Annotated in this window: 22 protein-coding genes; 7 read left to right on the forward strand and 15 right to left on the reverse strand. The window is 75.9% G+C overall.

Translation table 11 applies throughout. The features are described 5' to 3' along the window. Position 1: 1 nt before the first annotated feature. The gene (locus tag IN07_RS15400; protein ID WP_036337048.1) at positions 2–379 is read right to left on the reverse strand and encodes a BlaI/MecI/CopY family transcriptional regulator; all 378 of its coding nucleotides are present in this window, start codon (positions 377–379) and stop codon (positions 2–4) included. A 138-nt stretch (positions 380–517) separates the two neighbouring features. Between IN07_RS15400 and IN07_RS15405 the strand changes: the two genes are divergently transcribed. From IN07_RS15405 to IN07_RS15425, 5 genes are all read left to right on the forward strand, one after another. Next, the gene (locus IN07_RS15405) at positions 518–2083 is read left to right on the forward strand and encodes a cytochrome ubiquinol oxidase subunit I (RefSeq protein ID WP_036337050.1); all 1566 of its coding nucleotides are present in this window, start codon (positions 518–520) and stop codon (positions 2081–2083) included. A gap of 28 nt (positions 2084–2111) precedes the next feature. Then, positions 2112–3140 carry a cytochrome d ubiquinol oxidase subunit II gene (gene cydB / locus IN07_RS15410; protein ID WP_036337051.1) on the forward strand — a complete coding sequence of 343 codons (1029 nt, stop codon included), beginning with the start codon at positions 2112–2114 and terminating at the stop codon, positions 3138–3140. A 77-nt stretch (positions 3141–3217) separates the two neighbouring features. Next, positions 3218–6577, forward strand: coding sequence for a thiol reductant ABC exporter subunit CydC (gene cydC, locus IN07_RS15415; protein WP_231558405.1), 3360 nt, complete (start codon positions 3218–3220; stop codon positions 6575–6577). A gap of 81 nt (positions 6578–6658) precedes the next feature. Next, complete coding sequence (locus IN07_RS15420; protein WP_036337052.1) at positions 6659–7036, forward strand: DUF1801 domain-containing protein; 378 nt, start codon at positions 6659–6661, stop codon at positions 7034–7036. 78 nt (positions 7037–7114) lie between these two features. Continuing rightward, positions 7115–7750, forward strand: a complete 636-nt coding sequence (locus tag IN07_RS15425; protein ID WP_036337053.1) for a LysE family translocator — start codon at positions 7115–7117, stop codon at positions 7748–7750. Positions 7751–7827: 77 nt separating this feature from the next. On the opposite strand, the gene IN07_RS15430 is transcribed toward IN07_RS15425, so the two are convergent. After that, complete coding sequence (locus IN07_RS15430; protein WP_231558406.1) at positions 7828–8502, reverse strand: hypothetical protein; 675 nt, start codon at positions 8500–8502, stop codon at positions 7828–7830. Positions 8503–8521: 19 nt separating this feature from the next. Between IN07_RS15430 and IN07_RS15435 the strand changes: the two genes are divergently transcribed. Next, positions 8522–8791: a hypothetical protein gene (locus IN07_RS15435; protein WP_036337054.1), complete on the forward strand. Its 270-nt coding sequence runs from the start codon at positions 8522–8524 to the stop codon at positions 8789–8791. A gap of 54 nt (positions 8792–8845) precedes the next feature. On the opposite strand, the gene eutC is transcribed toward IN07_RS15435, so the two are convergent. The 4 genes from eutC to IN07_RS15455 form a co-directional block, all read right to left on the reverse strand. Continuing rightward, on the reverse strand, positions 8846–9619 hold the full coding sequence (eutC, locus tag IN07_RS15440) for an ethanolamine ammonia-lyase subunit EutC (RefSeq protein ID WP_052091320.1): 774 nt from the start codon (positions 9617–9619) through the stop codon (positions 8846–8848). Further along, the gene (locus tag IN07_RS15445) at positions 9616–11028 is read right to left on the reverse strand and encodes an ethanolamine ammonia-lyase subunit EutB (RefSeq protein WP_036337056.1); all 1413 of its coding nucleotides are present in this window, start codon (positions 11026–11028) and stop codon (positions 9616–9618) included. Before IN07_RS15445 ends, eutC begins: the two co-directional genes overlap by 4 nt. Beyond that, positions 11025–12488, reverse strand: coding sequence for an ethanolamine permease (gene eat, locus IN07_RS15450; RefSeq protein WP_052091321.1), 1464 nt, complete (start codon positions 12486–12488; stop codon positions 11025–11027). The genes IN07_RS15445 and eat overlap by 4 nt, the downstream gene beginning before the upstream one ends. A gap of 114 nt (positions 12489–12602) precedes the next feature. Further along, complete coding sequence (locus IN07_RS15455; RefSeq protein WP_231558407.1) at positions 12603–13997, reverse strand: MFS transporter; 1395 nt, start codon at positions 13995–13997, stop codon at positions 12603–12605. A gap of 218 nt (positions 13998–14215) precedes the next feature. Between IN07_RS15455 and IN07_RS15460 the strand changes: the two genes are divergently transcribed. Beyond that, positions 14216–15175, forward strand: coding sequence for a hypothetical protein (locus IN07_RS15460; protein ID WP_036337057.1), 960 nt, complete (start codon positions 14216–14218; stop codon positions 15173–15175). 4 nt (positions 15176–15179) lie between these two features. On the opposite strand, the gene IN07_RS15465 is transcribed toward IN07_RS15460, so the two are convergent. The 9 genes from IN07_RS15465 to IN07_RS15505 form a co-directional block, all read right to left on the reverse strand. Beyond that, positions 15180–15782 carry a TIGR03086 family metal-binding protein gene (locus IN07_RS15465; protein ID WP_052091322.1) on the reverse strand — a complete coding sequence of 201 codons (603 nt, stop codon included), beginning with the start codon at positions 15780–15782 and terminating at the stop codon, positions 15180–15182. A 32-nt stretch (positions 15783–15814) separates the two neighbouring features. Next, positions 15815–16462 carry a response regulator gene (locus IN07_RS15470; protein WP_036337263.1) on the reverse strand — a complete coding sequence of 216 codons (648 nt, stop codon included), beginning with the start codon at positions 16460–16462 and terminating at the stop codon, positions 15815–15817. Further along, the gene (locus tag IN07_RS15475; RefSeq protein WP_036337058.1) at positions 16459–17697 is read right to left on the reverse strand and encodes a sensor histidine kinase; all 1239 of its coding nucleotides are present in this window, start codon (positions 17695–17697) and stop codon (positions 16459–16461) included. Before IN07_RS15475 ends, IN07_RS15470 begins: the two co-directional genes overlap by 4 nt. Positions 17698–17798: 101 nt before the next feature. Then, on the reverse strand, positions 17799–19013 hold the full coding sequence (locus IN07_RS15480) for a hypothetical protein (RefSeq protein ID WP_052091324.1): 1215 nt from the start codon (positions 19011–19013) through the stop codon (positions 17799–17801). A 115-nt stretch (positions 19014–19128) separates the two neighbouring features. Next, a complete protein-coding gene (locus tag IN07_RS15485; RefSeq protein ID WP_036337059.1) occupies positions 19129–19542 on the reverse strand; it encodes a hypothetical protein in 414 nt (137 codons plus the stop codon). Beyond that, the gene (locus tag IN07_RS25340) at positions 19539–19685 is read right to left on the reverse strand and encodes a hypothetical protein (RefSeq protein WP_036337061.1); all 147 of its coding nucleotides are present in this window, start codon (positions 19683–19685) and stop codon (positions 19539–19541) included. The genes IN07_RS15485 and IN07_RS25340 overlap by 4 nt, the downstream gene beginning before the upstream one ends. Positions 19686–19705: 20 nt before the next feature. Beyond that, on the reverse strand, positions 19706–20707 hold the full coding sequence (locus tag IN07_RS15495; protein WP_036337062.1) for a siderophore-interacting protein: 1002 nt from the start codon (positions 20705–20707) through the stop codon (positions 19706–19708). Positions 20708–20819: 112 nt separating this feature from the next. After that, positions 20820–21215 (reverse strand): very short patch repair endonuclease, encoded by a 396-nt coding sequence (locus tag IN07_RS15500; RefSeq protein ID WP_036337063.1) that lies wholly within the window; start codon positions 21213–21215, stop codon positions 20820–20822. A gap of 50 nt (positions 21216–21265) precedes the next feature. Further along, positions 21266–24727 (reverse strand): TM0106 family RecB-like putative nuclease, encoded by a 3462-nt coding sequence (locus IN07_RS15505; protein ID WP_052091325.1) that lies wholly within the window; start codon positions 24725–24727, stop codon positions 21266–21268. Positions 24728–24811: the final 84 nt, after the last annotated feature.

The following is a 24811-nucleotide window of genomic DNA, read 5'->3' on the forward strand; positions in this document are numbered from 1 at the left end:
CTCAGCGAGCGCCGGCGGCGTCCGAGCCGGCCCCGTCCCCACCGGCCAGCAGTGCCCGCAGCATCGCGGCGTCCTCGGCGTCGACGCTGCCGACGAACCGGGCGAGCGCCGCCTGCCGGTCACCCGCCTGGCCGAGCACCTCGTGCATGAGCTCCGCCGCGTGCGCCTCGCGCGTGGCCCGGGGGGTGAAGCGCCGGGGGCGCCGCTCGTCGTGGACGAGGAACCCCTTCTGCTCCAGCCGGCTGAGCACGGTGTGCACCGTGGTCAGCGCGAGCCCGCGGTCGGCGAGCTGCTGCTGGAGCTCGGTGGCGCTCACCGGACCGGGCGCCGCCCAGAGCCGGTCCATGAGCGTGCGCTCCAACTCACCGAGTGAGGCCATTGGTCCCTCCCCTGTCCGGCGTCTCACACCCGATGGTCACTGCGGGTCGTGGACGAGAAGTTCTACGAGGCGTAGAAATGAGTTCTACAGCAGGTAGAAGACTACGCGCCGGTCGTAGGAGACAGGGAGGCAGCAGCCGTGGACGTCCTGGACGTAGCGCGCTGGCAGTTCGGGATCACCACCGTCTACCACTTCATGATGGTCCCGCTGACCATCGGGCTCGGGATCCTGCTCGTGGTCATGCACACGATGTGGGTGCGCACCAACAAGCCCGAGTGGCTGCGGATGACCCGGTTCTGGGGCCGGATCTACCTGATCAACTTCGTCCTCGGGGTGGCCACCGGGCTGGTCCAGGAGTTCCAGTTCGGGCTCGCCTGGAGCGAGTACAGCCGGTTCGTGGGCGACGTCTTCGGGTCGCTGCTCGCACTCGAGGCCCTGCTGGCCTTCTTCCTCGAGTCGACCTTCCTCGGCCTGTGGATCTTCGGCTGGGGGCGGATCCCCAAGAAGGTGCACCTCGCCGCGCTCTGGGCGGCGGTGATCGGCTCGATCGTCAGCGCGTACTTCATCATCGCGGCCAACTCGTGGATGCAGCACCCGGTCGGGGTCGTGACCAACGACGCCACCGGGCGGCCGGAGCAGGTCGACTTCCTCGCCGTCCTGACCAACAACACCGCGCTGGCCGCGTTCAGCCACGCCATCGTGGGCGCGCTGATGGTCGCCGCCGCCCTGCTCGTGGGCATCGGACTGTGGCACCTGCGCAAGCGCCGGCTGGCCGGGCTCTCCCCCGAGGACGTCGACCACGCGGTGTGGCGGCGCTCGGTGCGGATCGGTGGCTGGGCCTCCCTCATCGCGTTCGTGCTGGTGGCGATCACCGGCGACTACCAGGCCAAGCTCATGTACCAGCAGCAGCCGCTCAAGATGTCCTCGGCCGAGGCGCTCTGCGAGACCGAGGCGCCGGCGCCGTTCTCGGTCTTCGCCTTCGGCAAGCTCGGCAGCAACGAGTGCGACGACGTGCACTCCTGGACCGTCCCGGCGCTGCTCTCCTACCTGGCCCACGGCGACTTCACCACCGCGGTGCCCGGGGTCAACGACCTACAGGAGGCGTACGCGGAGGCCTACGGGGCGACCTACCCCGACGACCCGTCCTTCGGCGACAAGGCCGGCGAGCCGATCGACTACACCCCGCTGCTCGCGGTCACCTACTGGAACTTCCGGCTGATGATCGGCATGGGCATGCTCTCGGCCGGGGTGGCGGCCTACGCACTCTGGTCGACCCGCCGGGGACGGGTGCCGACGTCGAAGATCGGCGTCTACGGCTCGCTGCTCGCGGTGGGTGCGCCGTTCGTCGCCAACGCCACGGGGTGGATCTTCACCGAGATGGGGCGCCAGCCCTTCGTCGTGCACCCGAACCCCGACGTGCCGCGCGAGGACCAGGTCTACTTCTTCACCGCGCAGGCCGTCTCCCCCGGAGTCAGCGCGGCCGAGGTCTGGACCTCGCTGATCGCCCTGACGCTGGTCTACGGCGCCCTGGCCGTGGTCGAGCTCTGGCTGATCGTGAACTTCGTCCGCCGCGGGGTCACCACCAGCGACGGCGCCCCGACCCCGGGCCACACCCCCGAGGGCGACCCCGACGACGACGTCACCCCGGGCAGCGCGAGCACCCGGCGGGCCGACGACGACGACGTCCTCTCCTTCGCCTACTGACCGGCCTGAGACCGAGAGAGACACTCCCATGGACCTGCAGACACTCTGGTTCGCCGCGGTCGCCGTCCTCTGGACCGGCTTCCTGCTCCTGGAGGGCTTCGACTTCGGCGTCGCCGCCCTGCTGCCGGTGATCGGGCGCCGCCCGGCCGACCGGCACCTGATGCTCCGGTCGATCGGCCCGCTCTGGGACGGCAACGAGGTGTGGCTGATCACCGCCGTCGGCGCGGTCTTCGCCGCCTTCCCCGGCTGGTACGCCACCTGGCTGCCGGCGCTCTACCTGCCGTTCGTGCTGGTGCTCTTCGGCCTGATCATCCGGGCCGTGGCCTTCGAGTGGCGGCACTCGCACCACACCGCGCAGTGGGACAGCACCTGGACCAACGTCATCGTCACCGGATCGCTGATCGCCGCCCTGGGGGTCGGGGCGGCGCTGGGCGGCACCACGCTGGGTCTGCCGATCGACGGCGACGGCACCCGGGTCGGCGGCGCCTTCGCCGGCGTGACCTGGTCGGCGGTGCTCGGCGGGGTCGCGGTGCTCGCCTACTCGATGGTGCACGGCGCGGTCTTCCTCGCGCTGAAGACCGAGGGCCCGGTGCGGCTGGCCGCCCGTGCCTTCGCCCGCCGCTGGTCGCTGGTCGCGGCGGTGCCGCTGCTGGCCTGGGCCGGGCTGGTGCAGCTGCGCGAGGGCACCGCCGTCACCGCGGTGCTGTGGCTGGTCGCCGCACTCGCGGTGCTGGTCACCTGGGCGAGCATCCGAGTGGACCGCGAGGGACCGGCCTTCACCGCCTGGGCCGTCGTCATGCTCGCCTCGGCGGCGACGATCTTCGGCGCCGTCCACCCGGTGGTCGTCGTCTCCTTCATCGACCCGGCCTTCGACGTCACCATCGCCGAGGCCTCGGTCAGCGACTACACGTTGACCGTGATGACCTGGGCGGCCGGCTTCGGGCTCCCGGTCGTGCTGGGCTACCAGGCCTGGACCTACTGGGTGTTCCGCAAGCGGCTCACCGCCGACCCGGAGACCCCGCACGCCGACGCCACCGAGGAGCCGGTGCGCGCATGACCCCGCGTCCCAGGAGGGGCCAAAATCGCGATTTTGGCCCCTCGGATCGGCGGGGGCCGCTGGGGGCGCTCGCTGGGGTGCCCGGGCTGACCGGGGCGCTGGTGCGGGCCGCGGTCGCCGCGCTCGGGCAGACCGTCGGCGTCGTCCTGCTCGCCGCCGGGCTCGCCCGGGCGGTGGCGGACGTCGCCGCCGGCGTCACCCCGGGGACGTCGCTGCTCGTGGCGCTGCTCGGCGTCGGGATCCGGGCCGCCGCCGGCGGGCTGGGCAGCGTGCTGGCCACCCGGGACGCCCGGCGGGCCGAGGACGCCCTGCGCCGCCGGCTGCTCACCCGGCTGCTGGCCGGCGAGGGCGAGGCGGTTGCGGCCGCCGGCGGCACCGGGCCGGCGGCGGTGCTGGCCAGCACCCGGCTGCACGACCTGGGCCCGGCGCTGGCCACCTACCTGCCGGCGCTCGCGCAGACGATCGTCGTCCCGCCGGTGCTGCTGGTGGTGCTGGGCCTGACCGACTGGCTCTCCGCGCTGCTGGTGGCGCTCACCCTGCCGCTGGTGCCGCTGTTCATGGCGCTGGTCGGGCTGCACACCCGGGACCGGACGGTCGAGGCGGCCCGGGCGCTGGACCGGATCGCCGGGCACGTCGCCGAACTGGTCCGCGGCCTGCCGGTGCTGGTCGGACTGGGCCGCGCCGCCGACCAACTGTCCGCGCTGGCCGACCTCGGCGAGACCCACCGCCGGCGCACGCTGGCCACCCTGCGGATCGCCTTCCTCTCCTCGCTGGTGCTCGAGGTGCTCGCCACCCTGTCGGTCGCGCTGGTCGCGGTGACCGTCGGCGTGCGGTTGGTGCACGGGGACATGGGCCTGGACGGCGGCCTGCTCGCCCTGCTGCTCGCCCCCGAGGCGTTCGCGCCGCTGCGGGCACTGGGCGCGGCGCACCACGCCTCCGAGGACGCCGCCGAGGCCGCCGCCGCCGCCCGCGCCGTGCTCGCCGCCCCCGCTCCCCGGCCGGTGCTGGCCGCTCCGCCCGCCGGGCAGCTGCGCGGGATCACCGTCGACGGCCTCACCGTCTCCTTCCCCGGCCGCGGCCGGCCGGCCGTCGACGGCGCCTCGTTCGAGGTGGCGCCGGGCGAGCTGGTGGCCCTGCGCGGGCCGAGCGGATCGGGCAAGTCCACCGTGCTCGCCGTCCTGGCCGGCCAGCTCCTCGACGGGGCGACCGCGCAGGTCGACGGCGTGGTGCTGGCACCGGCCGACGTCGCCGTCGTCCCGCAGTTCCCGCACACCGTCGCCGACACCGTGCTCGACGAGCTGCGCCGGCACGCCGGCGACGTCCCCGACGAGTGGGCCACCGACCTGGCCGACACCGCGCTGGCCTGGCTCGACGCCGGGCACCTGCGCGAACGCGCCTGCCGCACCCTCTCCCCCGGCGAGCTGCAGCGCGTCGCGCTGGCCCGGGCGCTGGTCCGGGTGCAGCGGGGGGCCCGGGTGCTGCTGCTGGACGAGCCGACGGCGTCCCTGGACGCGGCGAGCACCGCGCAGGTCGCCGAGCTGCTGGTCCGGCTGCGCGGCTCGCTCTGCACGGTGCTGGTCACCCACTCCCCCGCGCTGGCCGCGCTCGCCGACCGCGCCGTCGACCTCACCGGCCCCGACGCCCTGCCGCCGCTCACCAGCGTCCCGGCGCCCGAGCGCACCGGCAGCGCCGAGGACGCCGGTGCCCCGCTCCCCGCCGCCGAGCCCGACGCCGCTCCCGAGGCGGACCGCACCACCGCCGGCCTCAGCTGGCCACGGCGGGCGGTGGTGCGGGCGGTCGCCGCCGGCTCTGCCTCGGCGGCGTCGGCCGTGGCGCTGACCGCGGTCTCGGGCTGGCTGATCGTCCGGGCCGCCGAGCAGCCGCCGATCCTCACCCTGCTGGTCGCCACGGCCGGGGTGCGCGGCTTCGGGCTGGCCCGCGCCGGGCTGCGCTGGCTGGAGCGGCTCACCGGCCACGACGCCGCCTTCCGGCTGGCGTCGAGCACCCGGCTGCAGGTGTGGCGCGCGCTGGTCGCGCAGGGCCCGGCCGCCGACCGCACCCCCGGGCGGGCCCTGGCCCGGGTCGTCGGGGACGTCGGCCTGCTGCAGGACCTCTCCGTCCGGGTGGTCACCCCGCCCCTGGTCTCCGGCATCGTGCTGGCCGGGACGACGGCGGTGCTGGCCCTGCTCGACCCGCGGGCCGGCGCACTGGTCGCCGCGCTCGTCGGGATCGCGGTGCTGGGCGTGCTCGGCGTGCACCGCTGGGCCGACCGGGGCGGCGCCCGGCACGCTGCCGAGCTGCGCACGGTGACCCTGCGGGAGGCCAGCGCAGCCCTCGAGGCCGCCGGCGACCTGCGGGCGCACGGCCTCACCGGCGAGGCCGTCGACCGGCTCGACCAGCTGGGCCGCCGGCAGGGCCGCGCGGCCCGGACAGGGGCCATCGCCACGGCCCTGGGCGACGCGCTCGCGGTGCTGGCCACCGGTGCCGCCGCCGTCGGTGCGCTGGCCGTCGCGGCCGTCAGCGTCCGCGCCGGGGAGCTCTCCGCACCCACCGCCGCCGTCCTGGCGCTGGCGCCCCTGGCGCTGCTCGAGCCGCTCACCGCACTCGGCGCCGCGCAGCGGCACCGGCTGGCCTGGCACGACGCGCGCGCCCGGGTCGAGTCCGTGCTCGCCGAGCCGGTGGCCGCCGACCCGACGCCGGCCGAGCAGGTGGCCCCGCCGCGGCCGGTGCGCGAGCTGGCGCTGGAGCACGTCACCGCCGGCTGGCCCGGACGCCCGGCGGTGCTGCGCGACCTGGACGCCGTCGCCACCGCCGGGTCCGACTGGCTGGTGGTCACCGGCCCGTCCGGATCGGGCAAGTCGACGCTGCTGTCGGTGCTGATGGCCTCGCTGCGCCCCACGACCGGCGCCTACGTCCTGGGCGACGGGCGCCGCCCGGTGCCGGCCGACCGGCTGACCCGGGCCGACGTGCAGGGCACCATCGCCTGGTGCCCGCAGGACGCACACGTCTTCGACGCGACGCTCCGGGCCAACCTCGCGCTGGCCCGCCCCCGCGGCGAGCTGGCCGGTGCCGACGGCGAGGAGGCGATGCGCCGGGCCCTGACCGACGCCGGGCTCGGTGCGCTGCTGACCGCCCTGCCGGCGGGGCTGGACACCCCGGTCGGGGCCGGCGGCACCTCGTTGTCCGGTGGCGAGCGGCGGCGGCTGGCGGTGGCGCGGGCGCTGCTGGCCGACCGGGACGTCGTGCTGCTGGACGAGCCGACCGCCCACCTGGACCCGCCGACGGCTGCCGCCCTGGTGGCCGACCTGCGCCGGGCGCTGGCGGGCCGGCTGGTCGTCTGCGTGACCCACGACCCGGCGGTGGCCGAGGACCACGACAGCCTCCTGCAGCTGGACGGCGCACCCGCCGAGTCCACCCCGGCACCGGCGCGCCGCTGACCCGGCCTCCGCCACTGGGCGGCGACGGGACCGGCCGCGCGGCGAGCCGTGCCGCGGGCGGGCATGGGGGAGGCTGGGCCCATGGCGCAGAACCCGACGGTCGAGGAGTTCCTCGCCACCCTGGACCACCCGCGCGCGGACGACGTCCGCCGGCTGCGCGCGGCGATCATGGCCTCGAACGCCGACCTCACCGAGCACGTGAAGTGGAAGGCGCCGAGCTTCTGCGCCCGAGGGGTCGACCGCGTCACCTTCCGGCTGTTCCCCGAAGACCACCTGCAACTGGTCTTCCACCGCGGCGCGAAGCCGCAGGAGACCGCGGGCTTCGCGTTCGGTGACGACACCGGGCTGCTGCGCTGGGCCGACACCGATCGCGCCGTGCTGACGCTGGGCGACTCCGCCGACGTGGCCGCCAAACAGGACGCGATCGTGGCGCTCGTGGAGCGCTGGGTCCGGGTCTGAGCACGGTTCGCCGAGGACGGCGGTGCGACTTGCTGGTCGGGCTATCCCTGCCGCTCGTGCTCTGCCTACGGTGGGCGGGTGCCGGTGGAGATCGTGCCCTTCCTGCTCGTCGTCGCGGTCCTGACCCTCACCCCTGGTCCCGACATGGCCCTCGTGCTGCGCAACGGCGTGCGCGGCGGCGTCCCGGCGGCCTGGTGGACCGGGCTGGGCTGCTGCACGGGGATCGCGGTGCACGCGACCGCCGCCGTGATCGGCCTGTCGGCGGTCCTCGCCGCGTCGGCCACCGCCTTCACCGTGGTCAAGCTCGCCGGCGCGGCCTACCTCGTCTACCTGGGCCTCGCCGCGCTGTGGCACTCCCGGCGGGGGGAGCCCGGCACGGCCCAGCCGGCGGCGGCACCGGCGGTGGCGGTGGCGGAGCGAGGGACGGCCTTCCGACAGGGCCTGGTGACCGACCTGCTCAACCCGAAGATCGCACTGCTCTTCCTGACCCTGCTCCCGCAGTTCGTCTCCCCGGGGGAGCCGGCCCTGGCCACCACCGCCGTACTGGCGGCCGTGTTCCTCGGCCTGGCTGTGCTGTGGTGGCGACTGTTCTCCCTCGCCGTCGCACCGCTCGGCCGGGTGCTGTCCCGGGAACGGGTGCGCACCGTGTTCGAGCGGGTCACCGGCACGGTCCTGGTGGCACTCGGCCTGCGCGTGGCACTCGCCGATCGCTGAGAAGCGCCCGTCGACGGTGACCCCGAGGATGGTCCAGCCGCTGCCCGCCCCACCTCAGCCGTACGGGAGGAGCCGGCTCAGTCGCAGGGCGGCCCCGCCGGGACGTCGACCTGGATCTCCGGGCCCAGCTCCGCGTCGACCAGCGGCAGGTCGTCACCGGACCAGAAGCTGCCCGGGTCGTAGGCGTTGAGCGGCCGGTTCTTCGGCAGCAGGCCCATCGCCGTGTAGGTGGTGGCGACCAGCTCGGCGCAGAAGATCGTGTCGTTCGTCTGGTGTCGGCGCAGCTTTCCGTTGACCCAGCCGTGCGCCAGGTGCCGGGTGGTGGGGAACGGCTTGCCGTCGAGCCGGGCGATGGTGCGCAGCACGGCGTCCTCCATCTCCCGGGGCACCCCGCCGTCGTCGGCCGGGCCGACCAGCTGGCGCAGCCAGGCCTGCTGGCCGTAGCGCTTCTTCCAGACGCAGACCGCATCGGACAGGTCGTGCAGCTGGACGCCGCGCTGATGGCGGCCGGACCACACGTCGGCCAGGGAGTGCCCCAGCTCGGCGTGCCAGAGCAGCGGCGGCAGGTCCTCGATCACGACGGCCATGCCGACGTGGTTGACCGGGGCGTTGGTGACGGTCTGGATGGCCCGGTCGGCCACCGACCCACCACGGAAGACCCAGACGTCGCCGGTCCGGGTGAGCTCGACGGCGTCGTGCAACGGCAGGACACGGGCGGACGAGGTGCGGGACAGGGCACGAGAGTGAGCCACACCACTACCGTAACGGCTCATGCGCCTCTCGAAGCTGCTCGGAGTCGCCGGGATCGTCGGCGTTGCCGCGACCGGCACCGTCCTCCTCCGCCACGAACGCCACCGCCGGGCCTATTCACCGGAGGAGGTGCGCGCCCGGCTGCAGGGCCGGGTCGCGGAGGTGGCGACCGCCGACGCCGACCCGGACCTCGTCCCCGACTGGCCGGCCGAGGTCGAGCGGCCGCAGCGCCACCCGATGGAGGCGCTGCTCAGCACGGTGATGCGGGTCGGGCCCCTCCGCCGCTTCTGACGGCCTCTCTCCCCCCGCCCCCAGCTTGCGAGGGGTGGGGGGAGAGAGGGTCCTTCAGCCCGCGCCCGGCGGGAGCGTCGTCCCCTCGTCCTTGAGCACGACCCCGGAGGCCCCCAGCTGGCGGGACGCCTGGAGCAGCCCGGCGAGGGTGTCGGCGGCCTGGGCGTAGCCGAGGCCGTGCGGTGGCCGCACGTTGGAGATGCAGTTCCGTTCGGAGTCCGCCCGGCCCGGTCGCGGGCCGTGGGTCAGGTACAGGCCGAGGCTGTCGGCTGAGCTCAGCCCCGGCCGCTCCCCCACCAGGACCACGACGATCCCCGCGCCCAGCGCCTCGCCCACCGGGTCGCCGAGGGCCACCCGTGCCTGGTGGGCGAGGACCAGCGGGGCGACCGACCAGCCGGGCAGCCGGGCCAGCAGGGCGGCCACGGTGCCGGCCGCGTGTTCGTGCACGGCCCGCGGGGACAGCCCGTCGGCGAGCACCAGCGCCAGGTCGTACGTACCGCCGGGCAGCTCGGTGTCCGGGGCGAGCCGCCGGCCCAGGTCCGGACGCTGCAGGTAGGTGGTCCGGTCCGGTGCCTGGCTGTGCACCTCCAGCACGTCCAGCCCGACCCCGGCCTCGGTCAGCGCCGTCCGCACCCGGTCGGCGTCCAGGGCGGTGTGCACCGCGTCGCGGGCGGCCGCGTGCGCGGCGCGGAACTCCAGCTCCCGGGACGTCGGCAGCCCGTCACCGGCCCGGCCCAGCGCGACCCGCGCCCGGGTGGCGTCCCGCAACACCGCCCACGGGTCCGGCTCCCCACCACAATGGCCATTTTGGTGGTCGGGGGTGGTCATGAGCGGGCGGCGGCGAGCAGGGCGCGGGCCGCGGGCGCCTCGGGGGTCAGCTCGCGCACGTGGCCGGCGTCGTCGAGCAGGTCCATCATCGCCAGCCATGCCTCGAACTCCGGCGCCGGCCGCAGGTCCAGCACCGAGCGGGCGGTGAGGACGTCGGTGAACGACAGCGACTGGTAGTGCAGCATCACGTCGTCCGAGCCGGGGACGGCGATGACGAACGAGCAGCCCGCCGCGCCGAGCAGCAGCGTCAGGGTGTCGGTGTCGTCGCCGTCGACGTCGGTGTGGTTCGTGTAGCAGACGTCCACGCCCATCGGCAGGCCCAGCAGCTTGCCGCAGAAGTGGTCCTCCAGCCCGGCCCGGATCACCTGCTTGCCGTCGTAGAGGTACTCCGGCCCGATGAACCCGACGACCGTGTTCACCAGCAGCGGGTCGAAGTGCCGGGCGACGGCGTAGGCGCGGCACTCCAGCGTCTGCTGGTCGACCGGGCCGTCGACGCCGTGGTGCGCGTCGGCCGACAGCGCCGAACCCTGCCCGGTCTCGAAGTAGGTGACGTTGGCCCCCACCGTCCCGCGGCCCAGCTCCAGCGCACCGGCGCGCGCCTCGGCGAGCAGGTCGAGGGTGACGCCGAAGCCGCGGTTGCCGGCCTGGGTGCCGGCGACGGACTGGAAGACCAGGTCGACCGGCGCACCTGCCTCCAGCGCCCGCAGCGTCGTGGTCACGTGCGCCAGCACGCAGGACTGGGTGGGGATCTCGTACCGGCTGATCACCGCGTCGACCAGCTCCAGCAGCGCGATCGTCTGCGCCGGGGAGTCGGTGGCCGGGTTGATCCCGATGACGGCGTCGCCGCTGCCGTGCAGCAGCCCGTCCAGGATTGCCGCGGTCACCCCGACGGCGTCGTCGGTGGGGTGGTTGGGCTGCAGCCGGGACGCCAGCCGGCCGGGCAGCCCGAGCGTGCTGCGCAGGCCGGTGACCACCCGGGTCCGGCGGGCGACCGCGACCAGGTCGGCGTTGCGCATCACCTTGGAGACGGCGGCGGCCATCTCCGGGGTGAGCCCGCGGGCCAGGCCGGAGATCGCCGCCTCGTCCCGCTCGGCGGCGCGGGCCAGCAGCCAGTCGCGGAACTCCCCCACCGTCAGTGCGGAGACCGGGGCGAAGGCAGCCGGGTCGTGGGTGTCCAGGATCAGCCGGGTGACGTCGTCCTCGTCGTAGCCGACCACCGGTTCGGTGAGGAAGGTGGCCAGCGGGACGTCGGCGAGCACGTGCTGCGCGGCGACCCGCTGGGCCTGCGACTCCGCGGCGACCCCGGCGAGCACGTCGCCGGAGCGGGCCGGCGTCGCCTTCGCCAGCACGTCGGTCAGCGAGCGGAACTCGTGGGTGTGCCCGCCCAGCGTCGTCCGGCGGACCGTCATCGCACGTCCTCCTCGGCGGCGGCCAGCAGCGCGAACTCCTCCTCCGGCGCGGAGGCGACCAGGTGGTGGCGGCTGTAGAGGGCGAAGTAGCCGATGAAGACGGCGTAGGCGACCAGCGTCCAGGCCGCGGCGACGGGGTCGACCAGGAAGGTCGCGAGCACGGCGGCCGCCGCGAGCACCAGGGCCACGCCGGTGGTGACCGTCCCGCCGGGTGTCCGGTAGGGCCGGGGCAGGTCCGGCTCCCGCCGGCGCAGCACGATGTGGCTGACCATCATCAGCACGTAGGAGACCGTCGCCCCGAAGACGGCCATGTTGAGCAGCATCGCGCCCTGCCCGGTCAGCGAGAGCGCGAAGCCGATGGCACCGGGGACCAGCAGGGCCAGCACCGGCGCCTTGCGGGAGTTGGTCACCGACAGGGCCCGGGGCAGGTAGCCGGCGCGGGAGAGCGCGAAGGTCTGCCGGGAGTAGGCGTAGATGATCGAGAAGAAGCTGGCGACCAGGCCGACCAGCCCGGCGTAGTTGATCACCGTGGTGAGCCCGCTGGCGGCCCCGGCGACCTCGAGCGCCTCCACCGGGGGGTTGCCACTCGTCGACATCGCCTCCGCGCCCCCGGCACCGGCGGTGAACACCAGCATCAGCACCGCCAGCACCAGCAGCAGGCCCATCGCGGCGACGATGCCGCGGGGCAGGGAGCGGGCCGGGTCGCGGGCCTCCTCCGAGGCCAGCGGCACGCACTCCACGGCCAGGAAGAACCAGATGGCGAAGGGGAAGGCCGCCCAGATGCCCATCAGCCCGAACGGCAGGAACTCCGAGGCGCTGGCGGCGTCGGTGGGCGCGATGTCGGTCAGGTTGGCCGCGTCGAAGGCCGGGACCGCCCCGACCAGGTAGAGCACCAGCCCGGCCACGGCGACCGCGGCGATCACCAGCATCACCTTCAGCGCCTCACCGACGCCCAGCAGGTGGATGCCGATGAACAGACCGTAGGCAACGAGGTACACCCACCAGCCGTCGGTGATGCCGAACAGCCCGAGCGACTCGACGTAGGCACCGATGAAGGTGGCGATCGCCGCCGGGGCGATCGCGTACTCGATCAGCACCGCGACGCCGGTCGCGTAACCACCCCAGGGCCCCAGCGCCCGGCGGGCGAAGGTGTAGCCGCCGCCGGCGGTCGGCAGCGCCGAGCCCAGCTCGGCCAGGCCGAAGACCATCGCCGAGTACATGACCGCCATCAGGACGACGGCGATCAGCAGCCCGCCGAACCCGCCCTGCTCCAGCCCGAAGTTCCAGCCGGCGTAGTCCCCGGAGATGACCGCGGCGACGCCGAGCCCGGCGAGCAGCACCCAGCCGGCGGTCCCCCCGCGGAGCTGCCGCTTCTCCAGGTAGCCGGAGTCGACCGTCTCCGCCTCGACCCCCCGCCCCGGTCCGTGTGCTGCTCGGGCGGGTGCGGGTTCGACGGTCATCTGCGGTCCTCCGACTCGTGGCCCCTGGGATCAGGCGGGGGCCAGCGTGTTCCCCTCGCACCCGCCGGTCAACGGGGTGCGACGTCCCGGAACACGTTGTTCACAAGACGCCGGTCAGCCGAGCTCGAGCAGCTGCAGGTCGCGCACGTAGCTGCAGGCGCCGACGTGCGCGCGGGCGGCGGCGGGGCGCAGCACCACCCCGACCGGGCGCAGCACGACCGCCACCGGGCGCCGACCGAAGAGCACCGGCTGCGTCCAGCCGCGCCGGGGCAGCGGTGGGCGCCGCACCTGCTCGCCCTCGATGCCGAGCACCAGCACCGCGGCCAGCACCGCCATCAGGGCCACCGTGCCCAGCGCGGCGGGCAGCCCGGCGTGCTCGGCGAGGAAGCCGATCACCGGCGGGCCACCGAGCAGGCCGGTGTACCCGACCGTGGTGGACAGCGCGACGCCCGAGGGCCCGCCGAGTGCACCGGCCCGGGCGATCGCCAGCGGGAAGACGTTGGCCAGCCCGAGCCCGACGAGCACGAAACCGGCCAGGGCGACCGGCAGCGACGTCGTCGTCACCGCGGCCAGCGCGCCGGCCGCGGCCAGCAACGAGCCGCCGACGAGCAGCCGCCGCTCGCCCAGGGCGAGCACCAGCCGACCACCGGCCAGCCGACCGGCGGCCATCGCCGAGGAGAAGCCGGCGTACCCGGCGGCTGCCAGGGCGGGAGCGGCGGCCAGCTGCTCGCGCAGGTGGAGCGCACCCCAGTCGCTGAGCGCGCCCTCGCCGTAGGCGGTCGCCCCGGCCACCGCACCGAGCAGCACCAGGACGCCGGTGGGACGGGCGCTGCGCGTGCCCTCGGCGGCCGGCGCCCGCAGGTCGGCCGCCGGTTCCGGGCGGTCGCCGCGGACGAGCACCGGCCCGGCCCAGGCCATCGCGACCAGCCCGACGATCGCCACGCCGGCCAGGTGCGGGGCGACCCCCATCACGGACGAGGCCAGTCCGCCGACGAGGGCACCGACCAGACCGCCACCGCTGAACGCGGCGTGCAGCCCGGACAGCAACGGCCGCCCGGCGCGCGCCTCGACCTGCACCCCGACGCTGTTGGCGGCGACGTTCACCGCACCGGTGACGGCGCCGAACAGGAACAGCCCGGCGCACAGCGCCGGGAGGGTGCCGGCCAGCCCGGGCAGGACGGCGCTGAGGCTGGCGGCGACGCCGGCCAGCGCCGCCACCCGCCCGGTGCCGAACCGGGTGCACAGTGCACCGGTGGCCTGCATGCAGGCGAGCGCGCCGAGCGACAGGCACAGCAGCGCGACGCCCAGGGCGGTGTGGCCGGCGCCCGTGGCGGCGCTGACGTCGGGAACCCGGGCGGCCCAGCTGCCGAAGACGAAGCCGTCGAGACCGAAGAGGACGGCGACGGCCACCCGCAGCCGGCGCAGCGAGGGTGGGGTGGACGAGGGGACGGCCCGGGCGAGCACCGAACGGAGCAGCCCCGGGGCACGGGAGGGCACAGAGATGACCATGGGAGACCTTCAGGGAGTGGACGCGCAGCACCGCGGAACGGCTGGCGGGGGTCGGGGAGCACACGACCTCGGGCGCTGTCTCCCACGGTGCCACTCGGACGTGTGCAATGCGTGTCCATCCGGGGTCCACGCGGCGTGAGAGCGCCCACGGTGTCGCACCCCACGTCCCGGCCGCCTCTGCGGTTGCCGGAGCAGCGCGGGAGAACGAGGGTCAGGGCATGACCGGGACCTTCGCTCGTGGGCTGCTCGCCGGCGCCGCCGGCACCACCGCCCTCAACGCCCTCACCTATGCCGACATGCTGCGCCGCGGCCGTCCGGCCAGCACCGTGCCGGACCGGACCGCCGCCGCGCTCGCCGACGCCGCCGGCGTGGAGGTGCCGGGCAGGGGTGCGGAGCGGCAGGCCCGGACCACCGGGCTCGGTGCGCTCCTGGGGATCGGCAACGGCCTGGGCGTCGGCCTGCTGGCCAGCCTCGCCCGCGCCGGCGGGGTGCGGATGCCCGGGCCGGTCGGTGCGGTCGTCGTCGGTGCCGCGTCGATGGCGGCCACCGACGGGCCGACGGCGGCGCTGGGCGTGACCGATCCGCGCACCTGGACGTCATCGGACTGGGCGGCCGACGCGGTGCCCCACCTGGCCTACGGTGCGGCCGTGCAGGCGGTCGTCTCCGCGCTGCCGACGCGGGAGGAGCGGGTCCTGGTCAAGCAGCGCGCCTCGGCCGGGCTGGTCGCCCGCTCGCTGCTGCTCGGCACGGCGGCCGGGTGCCGCAGCTCCCTCGGGCTCGCCGCGCCGACGCTCACCGCCGCCGACACCGGCGTCGTCAAGAAGCTGGGCTCCCTGCTCTCCGTGGGCGGCGAGGTCTACGCCGACAAGCAGCCGGGCATCCCGGCACGCACCAGCCCCGCCGTCCTCCCCGCGCGCCTGGCCAGCGGGGCCGGCGGCGCCGGGCTCCTCGCCCGACGCCAGGGGCAGAACGCCGCGCTGCCGGTGCTGGCCGGCGCCGCCGGTGCCGCGGCCGGCTCCTTCGGCGGCCTGGCCTGGCGGCGCTGGGCAGCGGACCTGATGCCGGACTGGCAGGCCGCGCTGATCGAGGACGGCGTGGCCGTCGTCCTGGCGCTGTCCGCCTGCCTGCCCGGCCGCCGGCGCTCGACCCGGCTGCGCGTGGTCACGATGCTCGACTGACCGGTCAGGCCCGCCAGCCGGGGTCCCGGCCGGCGAGTCCGAGCGCCCGGTCGAAGGCGGGGGCGTCGGCCGGCACGGGCACCGCGGCCCCGTACCAGCCGCCGTCCCGGCCCATCGGCGCCAACGGCTCGACCGCCGCCAGCACCGCCTCCCCCAGCCCGGCCGGGACGTCGTAGCCGGCGCCGATCGCCCGGGCCAGGTCCCAGCCGTGCACGGCGAACTCGGCGAGCATGAGCGGGCCGACGACCCCGGCGGGCATCGGCGTGGTGCCGAGCAGCGTCTCGCCCTCCCAGGCGGCGCGGTCGGCCCAGGCGTCGGCCGCGGTGTCCAGCTCGACGGGGACGGCAGCGGCCCACTGCTCCACCGGCACGCCGTCCAGGAACGGCGCCGGCCGCAGGCTGCTCCCGTCCTGCTCCAGCGGCATGCCGGTCGCCGACCGCTGGGACAGCAGGGCGGCCCAGGCCAGGTGGTCGACCAGCGCGCGGACGTCGTAGTCGCCGCACGGCGTGGGCGCGGTGAGCTGCTCGGGGCGGACGGCGGCCAGCGCGGTGGCGGCCAGGTCCGAGGCGGCGCGCACCGCGGCGGGCGGGCTGAGGGGCGAGGTCATGGAGGCAGCCTGCACCCTGCCCGCCCGGTGGCTCAGCCGGGGACGAAGCCCGAGCGGTAGGCCAGCACCACGGCCTGCGTCCGGTCCCGGGCCCCGGTCTTGGCGAGCACCGCGGCGACGTGGGTGCGCACCGTCTCCACGCCGAGGAACAGCTCTCCGGCGATCTCGGCGTTGCTCAGCCCCTGGGCCATCAGCCCGAGCACCTGGCGTTCCCGCTCCGTCAGCCGCGCCAGCCCCGGCGCAGCGACCGGGTCGGCGGCGCGCACGTGCCGGCGGGCCAGTTCCCGGACGGCGTCGGGGAACAGCAAGGACTCCCCGCGGGCCACCGTCCGGATGCCGTGCAGCAGCTCCTCCGGCGTCGACCGCTTGAGCAGGAACCCGTCGGCGCCGGCGGCCAGTGCGTCGAAGACGTGGTCGTCGTTGGAGAAGGTCGTGAGCACGAGCACCCGGGCGGGCGAGCCGGCCCGCACCAGTGCCCGGGTGGCGGCGATCCCGTCCAGCCGGGGCATCCGCACGTCCATCAGGACGACGTCCGGCGAGGTGCGGCCGACGAGGTCCAGCACGTCGGCGCCGTCCCCGGCCTCCCCGACCACCGACAGGTCCGGCTCAGCACCGATCACGGCGGCCAGGCCGCGACGGATCATCGGCTCGTCGTCGACCAGCGCCACCCGGACGGTCACCGGACCGCGCTCCGGGCGTGCACCGGCAGCCGGACGGCGAGCTGCCACCGGCCGTCCTCGGCGACGCCGGCCCGCACCTCGCCCCGGAGGTCGCGCACCCGTTCCCGCACGCCGCGCAGCCCGCGCCCACCGCCGGCGCCGGCGGCCGCGGCGCCCGGCCCGGTGTTGGCCAGCACCAGCTCGAGGTCATCGGCGGCGGCGTCGACCACCAGCCGGCAGGCGGTGCCCGGGGCGTACCGCAGCACGTTGGTGAGCCCTTCCTGCACGATCCGGTAGGCCTCCCGGGAGACCAGCGCCGGCAGGCTCTCGACCGCGCCACGGACCTCCACCGAGACCACTGCACCGGCCGCCCGGGCGGTGCCGACCAGCTTGGCCAGGTCGCGCAGGTCCGGGGCCGGGGCGACGTCGGCGGCGGCCTGTTCCTCCGCGCGCAGCAGGCCGAGCACGTGGTCCAGGTCGACCAGTGCCCGCCGCGTGGCGTCCTCCGTCGCCCGGATGGCCTCCTCTGCGGCCACCGGGTCACGGGTGAGCAACCGGCGGGCGGCGCCGGCCTGCACGCTGGCCAGGCTCAGCGCGTGCCCGACGCTGTCGTGCAGCTCGCGGGCCAGCCGGTCCCGGCCGGTCAGCACCGACACCGAGGCCTCGGCCGCAGCCAGCCGCTCGGCCGTGGAGCCGGCCAGCAGCCGGGGGGCGACCGCGGCCAGGCCCCGGCCGAGGAACTCCCCGCCGGCCACGACGAGCAGCAGCAGGCCGGCGGCCAGCCCGACCCGGACCGGCCATCCAGCGGGCACGGCCATCCCCAGCAGGTCCTCCGCCCCCGCGCCGCCCGGCACGGCCACCAGCACCACCGCGGACGGCACACCGATGACCAGCAGGGCACCGACGACCGTGCCGGCCAGCACGTGCAGGGCCAGCAGCAGCGCGGTGCGGGCCCGCTGCGGCGCGGTGGTCGACGGCCCGGGGCGGTCGGTGAACCCACGGGCCAGCAGCCCACCGACCGCGACCGCCTCCACCGGCCGGACCTCGGCGAGCGCGCCGACCGCCACGACCGGGGCGGCCACCAGCAGCACCACGAGCACCCCGATCAGCACCGGCGGCAGGCCGGACGTGGCGATCACCTGCACCGGCCAGGCCAGCACGATCCCGACCGCCACCCCGATGGCCCCGCCCAGCAGCAGGTAGAGCCAGCGGTGCAGCGAGCGGCGCACCGCCGGGGCCGCCGTCCGCCGAGCCACCTCTCGAGCCACCTGTCGAGCCACGAGGCCATCCTCTCCAGCCGGACAAGACCCGGACGACGCCCGCGCCACCCGATCGGCGCGGGCATCGGGGCCCCCGGTCAGTCGCGCACCGACAGCGCCGGCTCGCCCTGCCCGCAGGTGGCGCACGTGCCCCGGCGCCGGAACGCGTAGCCGGTCACCGCCGCGGCCAGCGCCAGTCCCCAGGGGAGCGTCGGGAAGACCAGGACGAGAGCGGCGTCGCCCAGGTCGCCGGCCAGCAGCCGCTCCACCGCCATCGCCAGGAACGCCGGGCTGGCTGCCAGCAGGGCCACGGCGACCAGTCCGCCGGCCAGCACGGGGACCCGCACCGGCACCGGCCGGCCGTGCAGCCCGGGCACCCACCCCGGCCAGACCTCACCCCACGGCCGGATGAGCCCCAGCGTGAGCACCGCTCCGCCGAGCGCGGCGAAGCCGAGGCCCAGCCCGAACAACCGCATCTGCGGCTCCAGCACCCCATCCGTGGGCATGCCGACCGGCCACGGGGTCAGCCAGGTCATCCGCAGCAGGGCGTACGGCAGCGGACCGGCCACGGCGATCCAGGTGGCCACGGTCCCCCAGCGCCGGGCCGCCTCGGGTCCGGTCCACGCGGCACCGGGGCGCCCGCAGACCGCGCACCGGCCGGTCGCCGACCGTCGCAGCAGCATGGCGGTGGTGCCCCAGATCGTGGCGCCGGCCAGCAGCAGCGCCAGGTGCAGGTGCGGCATCGCGTGCTCGGCGAAACCGGAGCCCAGCTCGCCGGCGAGGTCGGTCACCGTGCCCGGCCGCAGCAGCCCGGCGGCCATCCCGGCGGCGACCACCGCAGCCACCCCGATCAGCCACGGCCGGGTGCACCGGTCCCGCGCCGCCCCGACGGTGAAGACCACCAGGAAGGTGGCCGGGCCGACGATCGCGGCCAGATAGCCCAGCAGCACCAGCGAGCCGAGGTCAGCGGCGAGCACGCCGAGGACCGCAGCCTGCACCGCCATGGCGGCCACCAGCAGGGACGACCCGCCCCGCCGGCGGGTCAGCAGGGCGAGGAGCAGGCCGGCGCCGGAGAGCGCCAGCAGGGTCCACGCCGTGGACGTGCGATCGAGCAGGGAGAGCACGCCGTACCGCTCGTCGGCGTCCAGCCCGGGCCAGCTGCCCGGGTCCAGCAGCCAGCGCAGGGCCAGCAGTGCGTGCAGCACGCTCCACCCGACGCCGACGCCGACGCCGGCGGCCAGCAGCCGGCGGACGGTGGGCGTGCTGTGGCCGATAGCATGGGCTGGGGCGGCGGGTGCACGGTCGAGGGTCACGGTGGACCTCCGGATCAGCGGCCCGGGTGGGTCCCGGGGTCGCCGTCCAGCGTCGTGAGCGCGCTCGACCACCGGCTCCCCCGCTCGGGGGACCCGCCTCCGCCGTGCGGGTGGCTCAGCCCTCGGCCGGGTCGGCCGCTCGGTCGGCCGCGGCCAGCAGCCAGCCGGGCCCGGCGATCCGGGCGACGGCGGGGAGCCGGTCGCGCAGCCCGCGGTCGGCGGTGACCACCAGCAGGTCGTCGTCGCCGTCGGCGAGGTCGGCGGCGGTCGCGGCCAGCGCGTCGTCGCCGCTGCCGGCCGCCCGGACCACCCGTAGGCCGGCCGGGGCCGCGACGTCCCGGGCCTGTCCCTCGACCACCGCGACCAGTGCGGTCACCGGTACCGGCTCGCCGTCGGGCCCGGCCAGCTCCCGGCCGGGCAGCGCGGCGAGCTGCTCCAGCAGCCGGGCGGTGGCGCCGGCCCGGTCGCGCCACCAGCCGTCGGGCCGGGCGCCCACGGTGTTGGCGACGTCGACCAGCAGGGTCGTCATCGTCGTCGGGACGCGCCGAGCACTGCGGTGGCGACGAAGAAGAGCAGGCCGACGATGGCGAGCCAGAACAGGCCCTCGACGATGACGCCGACCACGGTCACGGCGACCCAGACGAGGAGCAGCAGGAGCAGGAGGCGGAGCACGGGTCCGACCGTAGCGAGGGTCAGCCGCCCTCGGCTGCGCCCAGCCGCCAGTAGCCCATGAAGGCCACCGAGGTGCGCGGCACACCGAGGTCGCGGACCAGGCGGCGGCGGAGCTTCTTGACCATGCCCGCCTCCCCGGCCAGCCAGGCGTAACAGCCGTCGGCGCCGCCCTCGTCGGGCACCTCCCAGAGGACGCCGCCCGCCAGGTCGACGTCCTCGAGCTCCTGGCCAGCGGTGCGGGCGGCAACGCCGAGCTCGCAGAGAGCGGCGTGCACCGCCGTGCCGAGCGCCTCGCCGGGCGCGCGACCCCCGCGGACGAGCCAGCGGACCTCCACCCCCGGCGGCACGGCGAGCGACAGCACGTCGCGGGCCTCGGGGACCTCGAGCACGGCGATGGCGCGCCGGCCGGCGGGCAGCGCCTCCACGATCGCGCTGATCGCCGGGACGGCGGTCTCGTCCCCGGCGAGGAACAGGGGGCCGTCGGCCGGTGGGGCCCACTCGACCCCCCAGGGCCGGCCGGACCCGGCCCGGCCGGGGCGGGGCCGGTCGGGGCCCAGCACGACGATCGGGTCGCCCGGTACGGCGGCGGCGGCCCAGCTGGCGGCCGGGCCGGAGTGGCCCTCTTCGACCCCGTGCAGCACGACGTCGACGTCCAGCTCGCCGAGCTCCGGGCGGGCGGCGCGCACGGTGTAGGTGCGCAGGTACGGGCGGCGCTCGTCCGGGAGCGCGCAGTAGTCCTGGTACCAGGTCGGGCCGTCGGTGAGCAGGTCGGTGACCGGGGCGCCGTCCCGGGAGAGCACCAGCTTGATCCGCTGGTCGTCGCCGGCCGCGCCGAAGCCGGTGAGCTCCGGGCCGCGGAGGGTGAGCCGCAGGAAGGTGGGGCTCAACCGCTGGACGCGCCCCACGGTGGCGCTGAAGAAGCGGTAGCTCGGTGCGGCGACCGGCTGCGGGACCGCCGGTTGCGGCTCGGTGAGGTTCTCGAGAACCGCCGTTCCGGCACGTCCGGTCACCGCCGTGGTCATCGCTGCTCCCGCGCTCGTCGTGACCGGCTCGTGCGCAACCGGACGATGGTGAGGCTAGCCTAACCAGGGCATCGAGGGAACGCCCGAAGCGAGAAGAACTGCGCGCGGCGACTCACCGAGCGCCCGGCTCGCGCCCCAGCGCGGCACAGATGGCGTCCGTGACCACCTCGGGGTCTTCGTGCTCCCAGAAGCGCAGCACCCGCCAACCCAGCTCGGTCAGCACCGCGTCGGTGCGCCGGTCGCGGGCGACGTTGGCGGTCAGCTTTGCGTCCCACCACTCGGCGTTCGTCGTCGGCCAGTGGCCGCAGGTCGGGCAGGCATGCCAGAAACAGCCATCGATGAAGACGACGAGGCGACGGCCCTTCCACACCAGGTCGCCACGGGCCCGGGTCGCGGCACAGGGCCGGACGTCGACCGGGTAGCGGACCCCGCGGGCGTGCAGCCGCCGGCGGACGGCGAGCTCCGGCGCGGTGTCCCGCCTCCCCTGCCGGTGGAACCTCGCTCGCACCGGAGCCGACGGGGGCTCCGGGGCGCGCCGGAGGTCGACCGCCGCCGTCCTCACACCTGGGCGACGGCCGGGGCCGGCGGCGCGGGCCGGGCCGCCGCGGTGGCGATCTCCACCAGGCGGCACAGGCCGTTGACCAGCCGCAGCTGCTCCGGGGTCTGCACCGGCGAGGTGAGCAGCGCCGGGCTGCCCACGAGGTAGGCGACGGTCTTCGCCCGGGACAGCGCGACGTTCAGCCGGTGCCGGTCGAGCAGGAAGTCCAGCCGCCGGGGCACGTGGGCACCGCTGGAGGCGGCCAGGGAGAAGACCGCCACCGCCGCCTCCCGGCCCTGGAACTTGTCCACCGTGCCGACCTCCACCCCACCCAGCCCGACTGCGGCGAGCGCGCTGCGCACCTGGTTGACCTGCGCGTTGTACGGGGTGACGACCAGGACGTCGGCCGGCCCCATCACCCGCTCGACCCCGCCGGTCCGCCAGCTCCGGCCGATCAGCCCGGCGACGAGCTCGGCGACGACGGCCGCCTCCTCCGGCGAGGCGGAGCCGTTGCCCTCGTGCACCACCGGCACCCAGCCGATCCCGGCCGGCGCCGCCCACCGGGCCGGGGCGTCGAGCTCGTTGCCGGCCGTGACCGGCGCGGGCTGCAGTTCCCCGCCGTAGGACAGCCCGGAGACCACCCGGCACAGCGCAGGCGCCATCCGCCAGCTGCGGTCCAGGAACACCCCCCGGTCGGCGGGCAGCACCTCCTCCTCGCCCAGCACGTGCTGCAGTGCGGAGACGTCCGCGCCGTCGGGGTGGATCCCCCGACCCGGCTGGCGGAGCTGCTGGGGGTCGCCGAGCAGCACCAGGCTGGCCGCGGCCCTGCTCACCGCCAGGGTGTTGGCCAGGGACAGCTGCCCGGCTTCGTCGACCACCAGCACGTCCAGCCGACCGGCCAGCTCCGGCCGGGCGAACAGCCACGAGGTGCCGGCCACCAGGTCGACGTCGCCGCCGTCGAGTGCGTCGACGACCTGCCCGTTGGAGCCGACGCACTGGACGTCGGCGTCGCCGCACCGCTGCAGCTCGTCGGCCTTCTGCAGCGCCCGGACCGGCACCCCGGCCTCGCGGGCGGCCGCCATCACCGCGTCGAGCAGGTTGCCGATCACCTTGTGGCTGGAGGCGGTCACCCCCACCCGCTTGCCGGCGCGGACCAGGTCGATGACCGCGCGGGCCCCGGTGTACGTCTTGCCGGCTCCCGGCGGGCCCTGGACCGCGAGCACCCCGCCGTCGAGCAGCCCGGCCAGCCGGCGCACCGCGGCCGCCGACTCCTCCCCCGGCTCGCGCTGCGGCGCCTCGGCGAGCAGCCGCGGCGGTCGGCGCAGCAACAGGTCGCGGGCCGACCGCGCAGGGCCCGGGGCGTCGATGCCGCTGACCGCGACCTGCTCACCGAGGTCGGTGAGCGCGGCCCGGAACAGCTTGTCGCTCGGTGGCGAGGTGGGCAGCAGCCCGGTCGGGTGCTCGAGCGTGGCGGCGGCGCCGCGCGCCAGCACCACCCAGCCGGCGGTCGGGTCGATGTCGACGACCGAGCTGGTGAGCCGCTTCCCGTCCGCGTCGGGCAACAGGTGCTCGTACCGGTTGCCGGCCGACACCTTGGTCTCCTGCGGCGGAAAGCGGTAGCGCCAGTGCTGCGACCGCTGGGCCGCACCGACCAGCTCGGGCGCCTCCAGCGGGCCCAGCGCCGGGGTCTCCCGCTCCAGGTCGTCGGCCGCCAGGTCGCGCAGCCGGAAGTACTCCCACCAGGCCGATCGGGCCTCCCGGGCGTGCCACCCCAGCTGCTGGGCCAGCAGCCAGGTGGCCTCCTGCTCCGGGGTCCGGTCGGTGTCGGGCAGCCCGGCGGTCAGCCGGAGCTCCAGCTCCTCGCGCAGCTCCTGCGCCGCGGCGTTCTCGGCAGAGCCGTCCGGGTCGCCGTCCTCCGGCCGGCCCAGCCGCGCGCCCGAGGCGAGCAGCTCGGTGCGCCGGGCCTCCAGCCAGTCGCGCAGCTCCCGGGTGGAGACGCAGTCGTCGCGGTTGTAGGCCTCGATCTGGTCGAGCAGCGCCTGGTCGCGGGTGGCGAGCCAGCGCTCGAAGGCGACGATGCTCTCCCCGGCGTCCGACACGTCCGCGCCGTGCGCGCGGGTGTGCCCGCGGTAGTAGTCCTCCACCTGCTTGATCGAGTACGACTCCTTGCTCAGCCGCAGTCCCTGGCGCACCACGGCGTAGAGGTCGACGAGGACGTCGCCCCGCAGCAGCCGGTCGACCTCGACCTCCCGCGTCTGCAGCCGGGCCGACAGCGTCTTGAGCCGGGTCGGCTCGTAGGGCGCGTAGTGGAAGACGTGCATCGCCGGGTCGGCGGCGTGGGCCGCGGTCAGGTGGTCGACCAGCGCCTCGAACGCGAGCCGCTCGGCAGCGGACTGGTCGTCAGCGGCCGGGTCGCAGCCCCAGAAGGCGGTGAACTCCCCGGCGGTGTCCAGGACGCCCCACAGGTACTCCAGCCCGGCATCGCCGGCGAAGGGGTCGCCCTCGATGTCGAAGAACAGGTCGCCGGCGCTCGGCGGCGGCAGCAGCTCGAAGCCCCGCCCCGGCTCGCGCGGCAGGAACTCGTAGCTCGGCAGCCCGGACTCGCGCTCGGCCACCTGCAGCCGGGCCTGCTGGGTGAGCCGCTCCCGCGAGCTGCGGCCGATGGCGTCGGGCAACTCGTCGGGGGCGCGGGTGGCCAGCGCGGTGACGGTCGGGACACCGGCCTCGACCAGCGCGGTCGCGTGGTCGCGGCGCATGAAGGCCACGAGGGACAGCGAGTCCTCCTCGCGCCAGCGCGCCGTGCAGGTGTCCCGCCAGGGGCAGACGCCGCAGTGCGCGTTCGGGTACGGCGGCGCCAGCTCCCCGTCGGCGAGCCCGGAGAGGAACCGGGTGCGGGCGGCCCTGGTGTACGCCTCCGCGTCGGAGTACCGGAAGACCAGTTCCTGCTGGTCGCCGGTGACCACGGTGAGCAGCTCGGGCGGCACGCCCTGCAGCCCGGCCAGGAGGTCGCCGTACAGCGCCATCTGCAGCAGGGCCGGGACCTTGATCCGGCGGGCCAGCTTGGTGTCGGCGACGTCGTAGGCCCAGGCCCCCAGGTCGCTGACCCGATCGGTGCGCTTGAGCAGGAAGTCGGCGTGCCCGCGCCAGGTGCCGTCGAAGAAGGTGGCCTGGTAGACGACGTCCGCGCCGGCGCGCATCGCGGCGAGCGTCTCGTCCTGAGCGCGACGCAGCCCGGCGGCGTCCTTGCCCGACGGACCGGTGACCTCCACGACGGACAGGCCCCGGTCGCCCAGCCGCTGCACGTGCCGCTCCTCGTGCGCCATGCCGTGGGCGGCGACCAGCTCGGTCATCGGATCGACCGCCGGCGGGCGGCTGCGGGAGCCGCGGGCGACCTCGAGGGAGAGCCGAGTGAGGTGCTCGCACTCGATGAAGCCGGTCAGGTCACTGGCACTGACCACCAGCGCGCCGTCGGACTCGTACACCGTTGCCCCCGTCCCCTCCCCCTGGTGGAGGAGCTGCAGCGACCGTACGGCGGGGGTACGACACGTCGGCGGAGGCGCCGACCG

The sequence above is a fragment of the Modestobacter caceresii genome (assembly GCF_000761485.1).
Classification (GTDB): domain Bacteria; phylum Actinomycetota; class Actinomycetes; order Mycobacteriales; family Geodermatophilaceae; genus Modestobacter; species Modestobacter caceresii.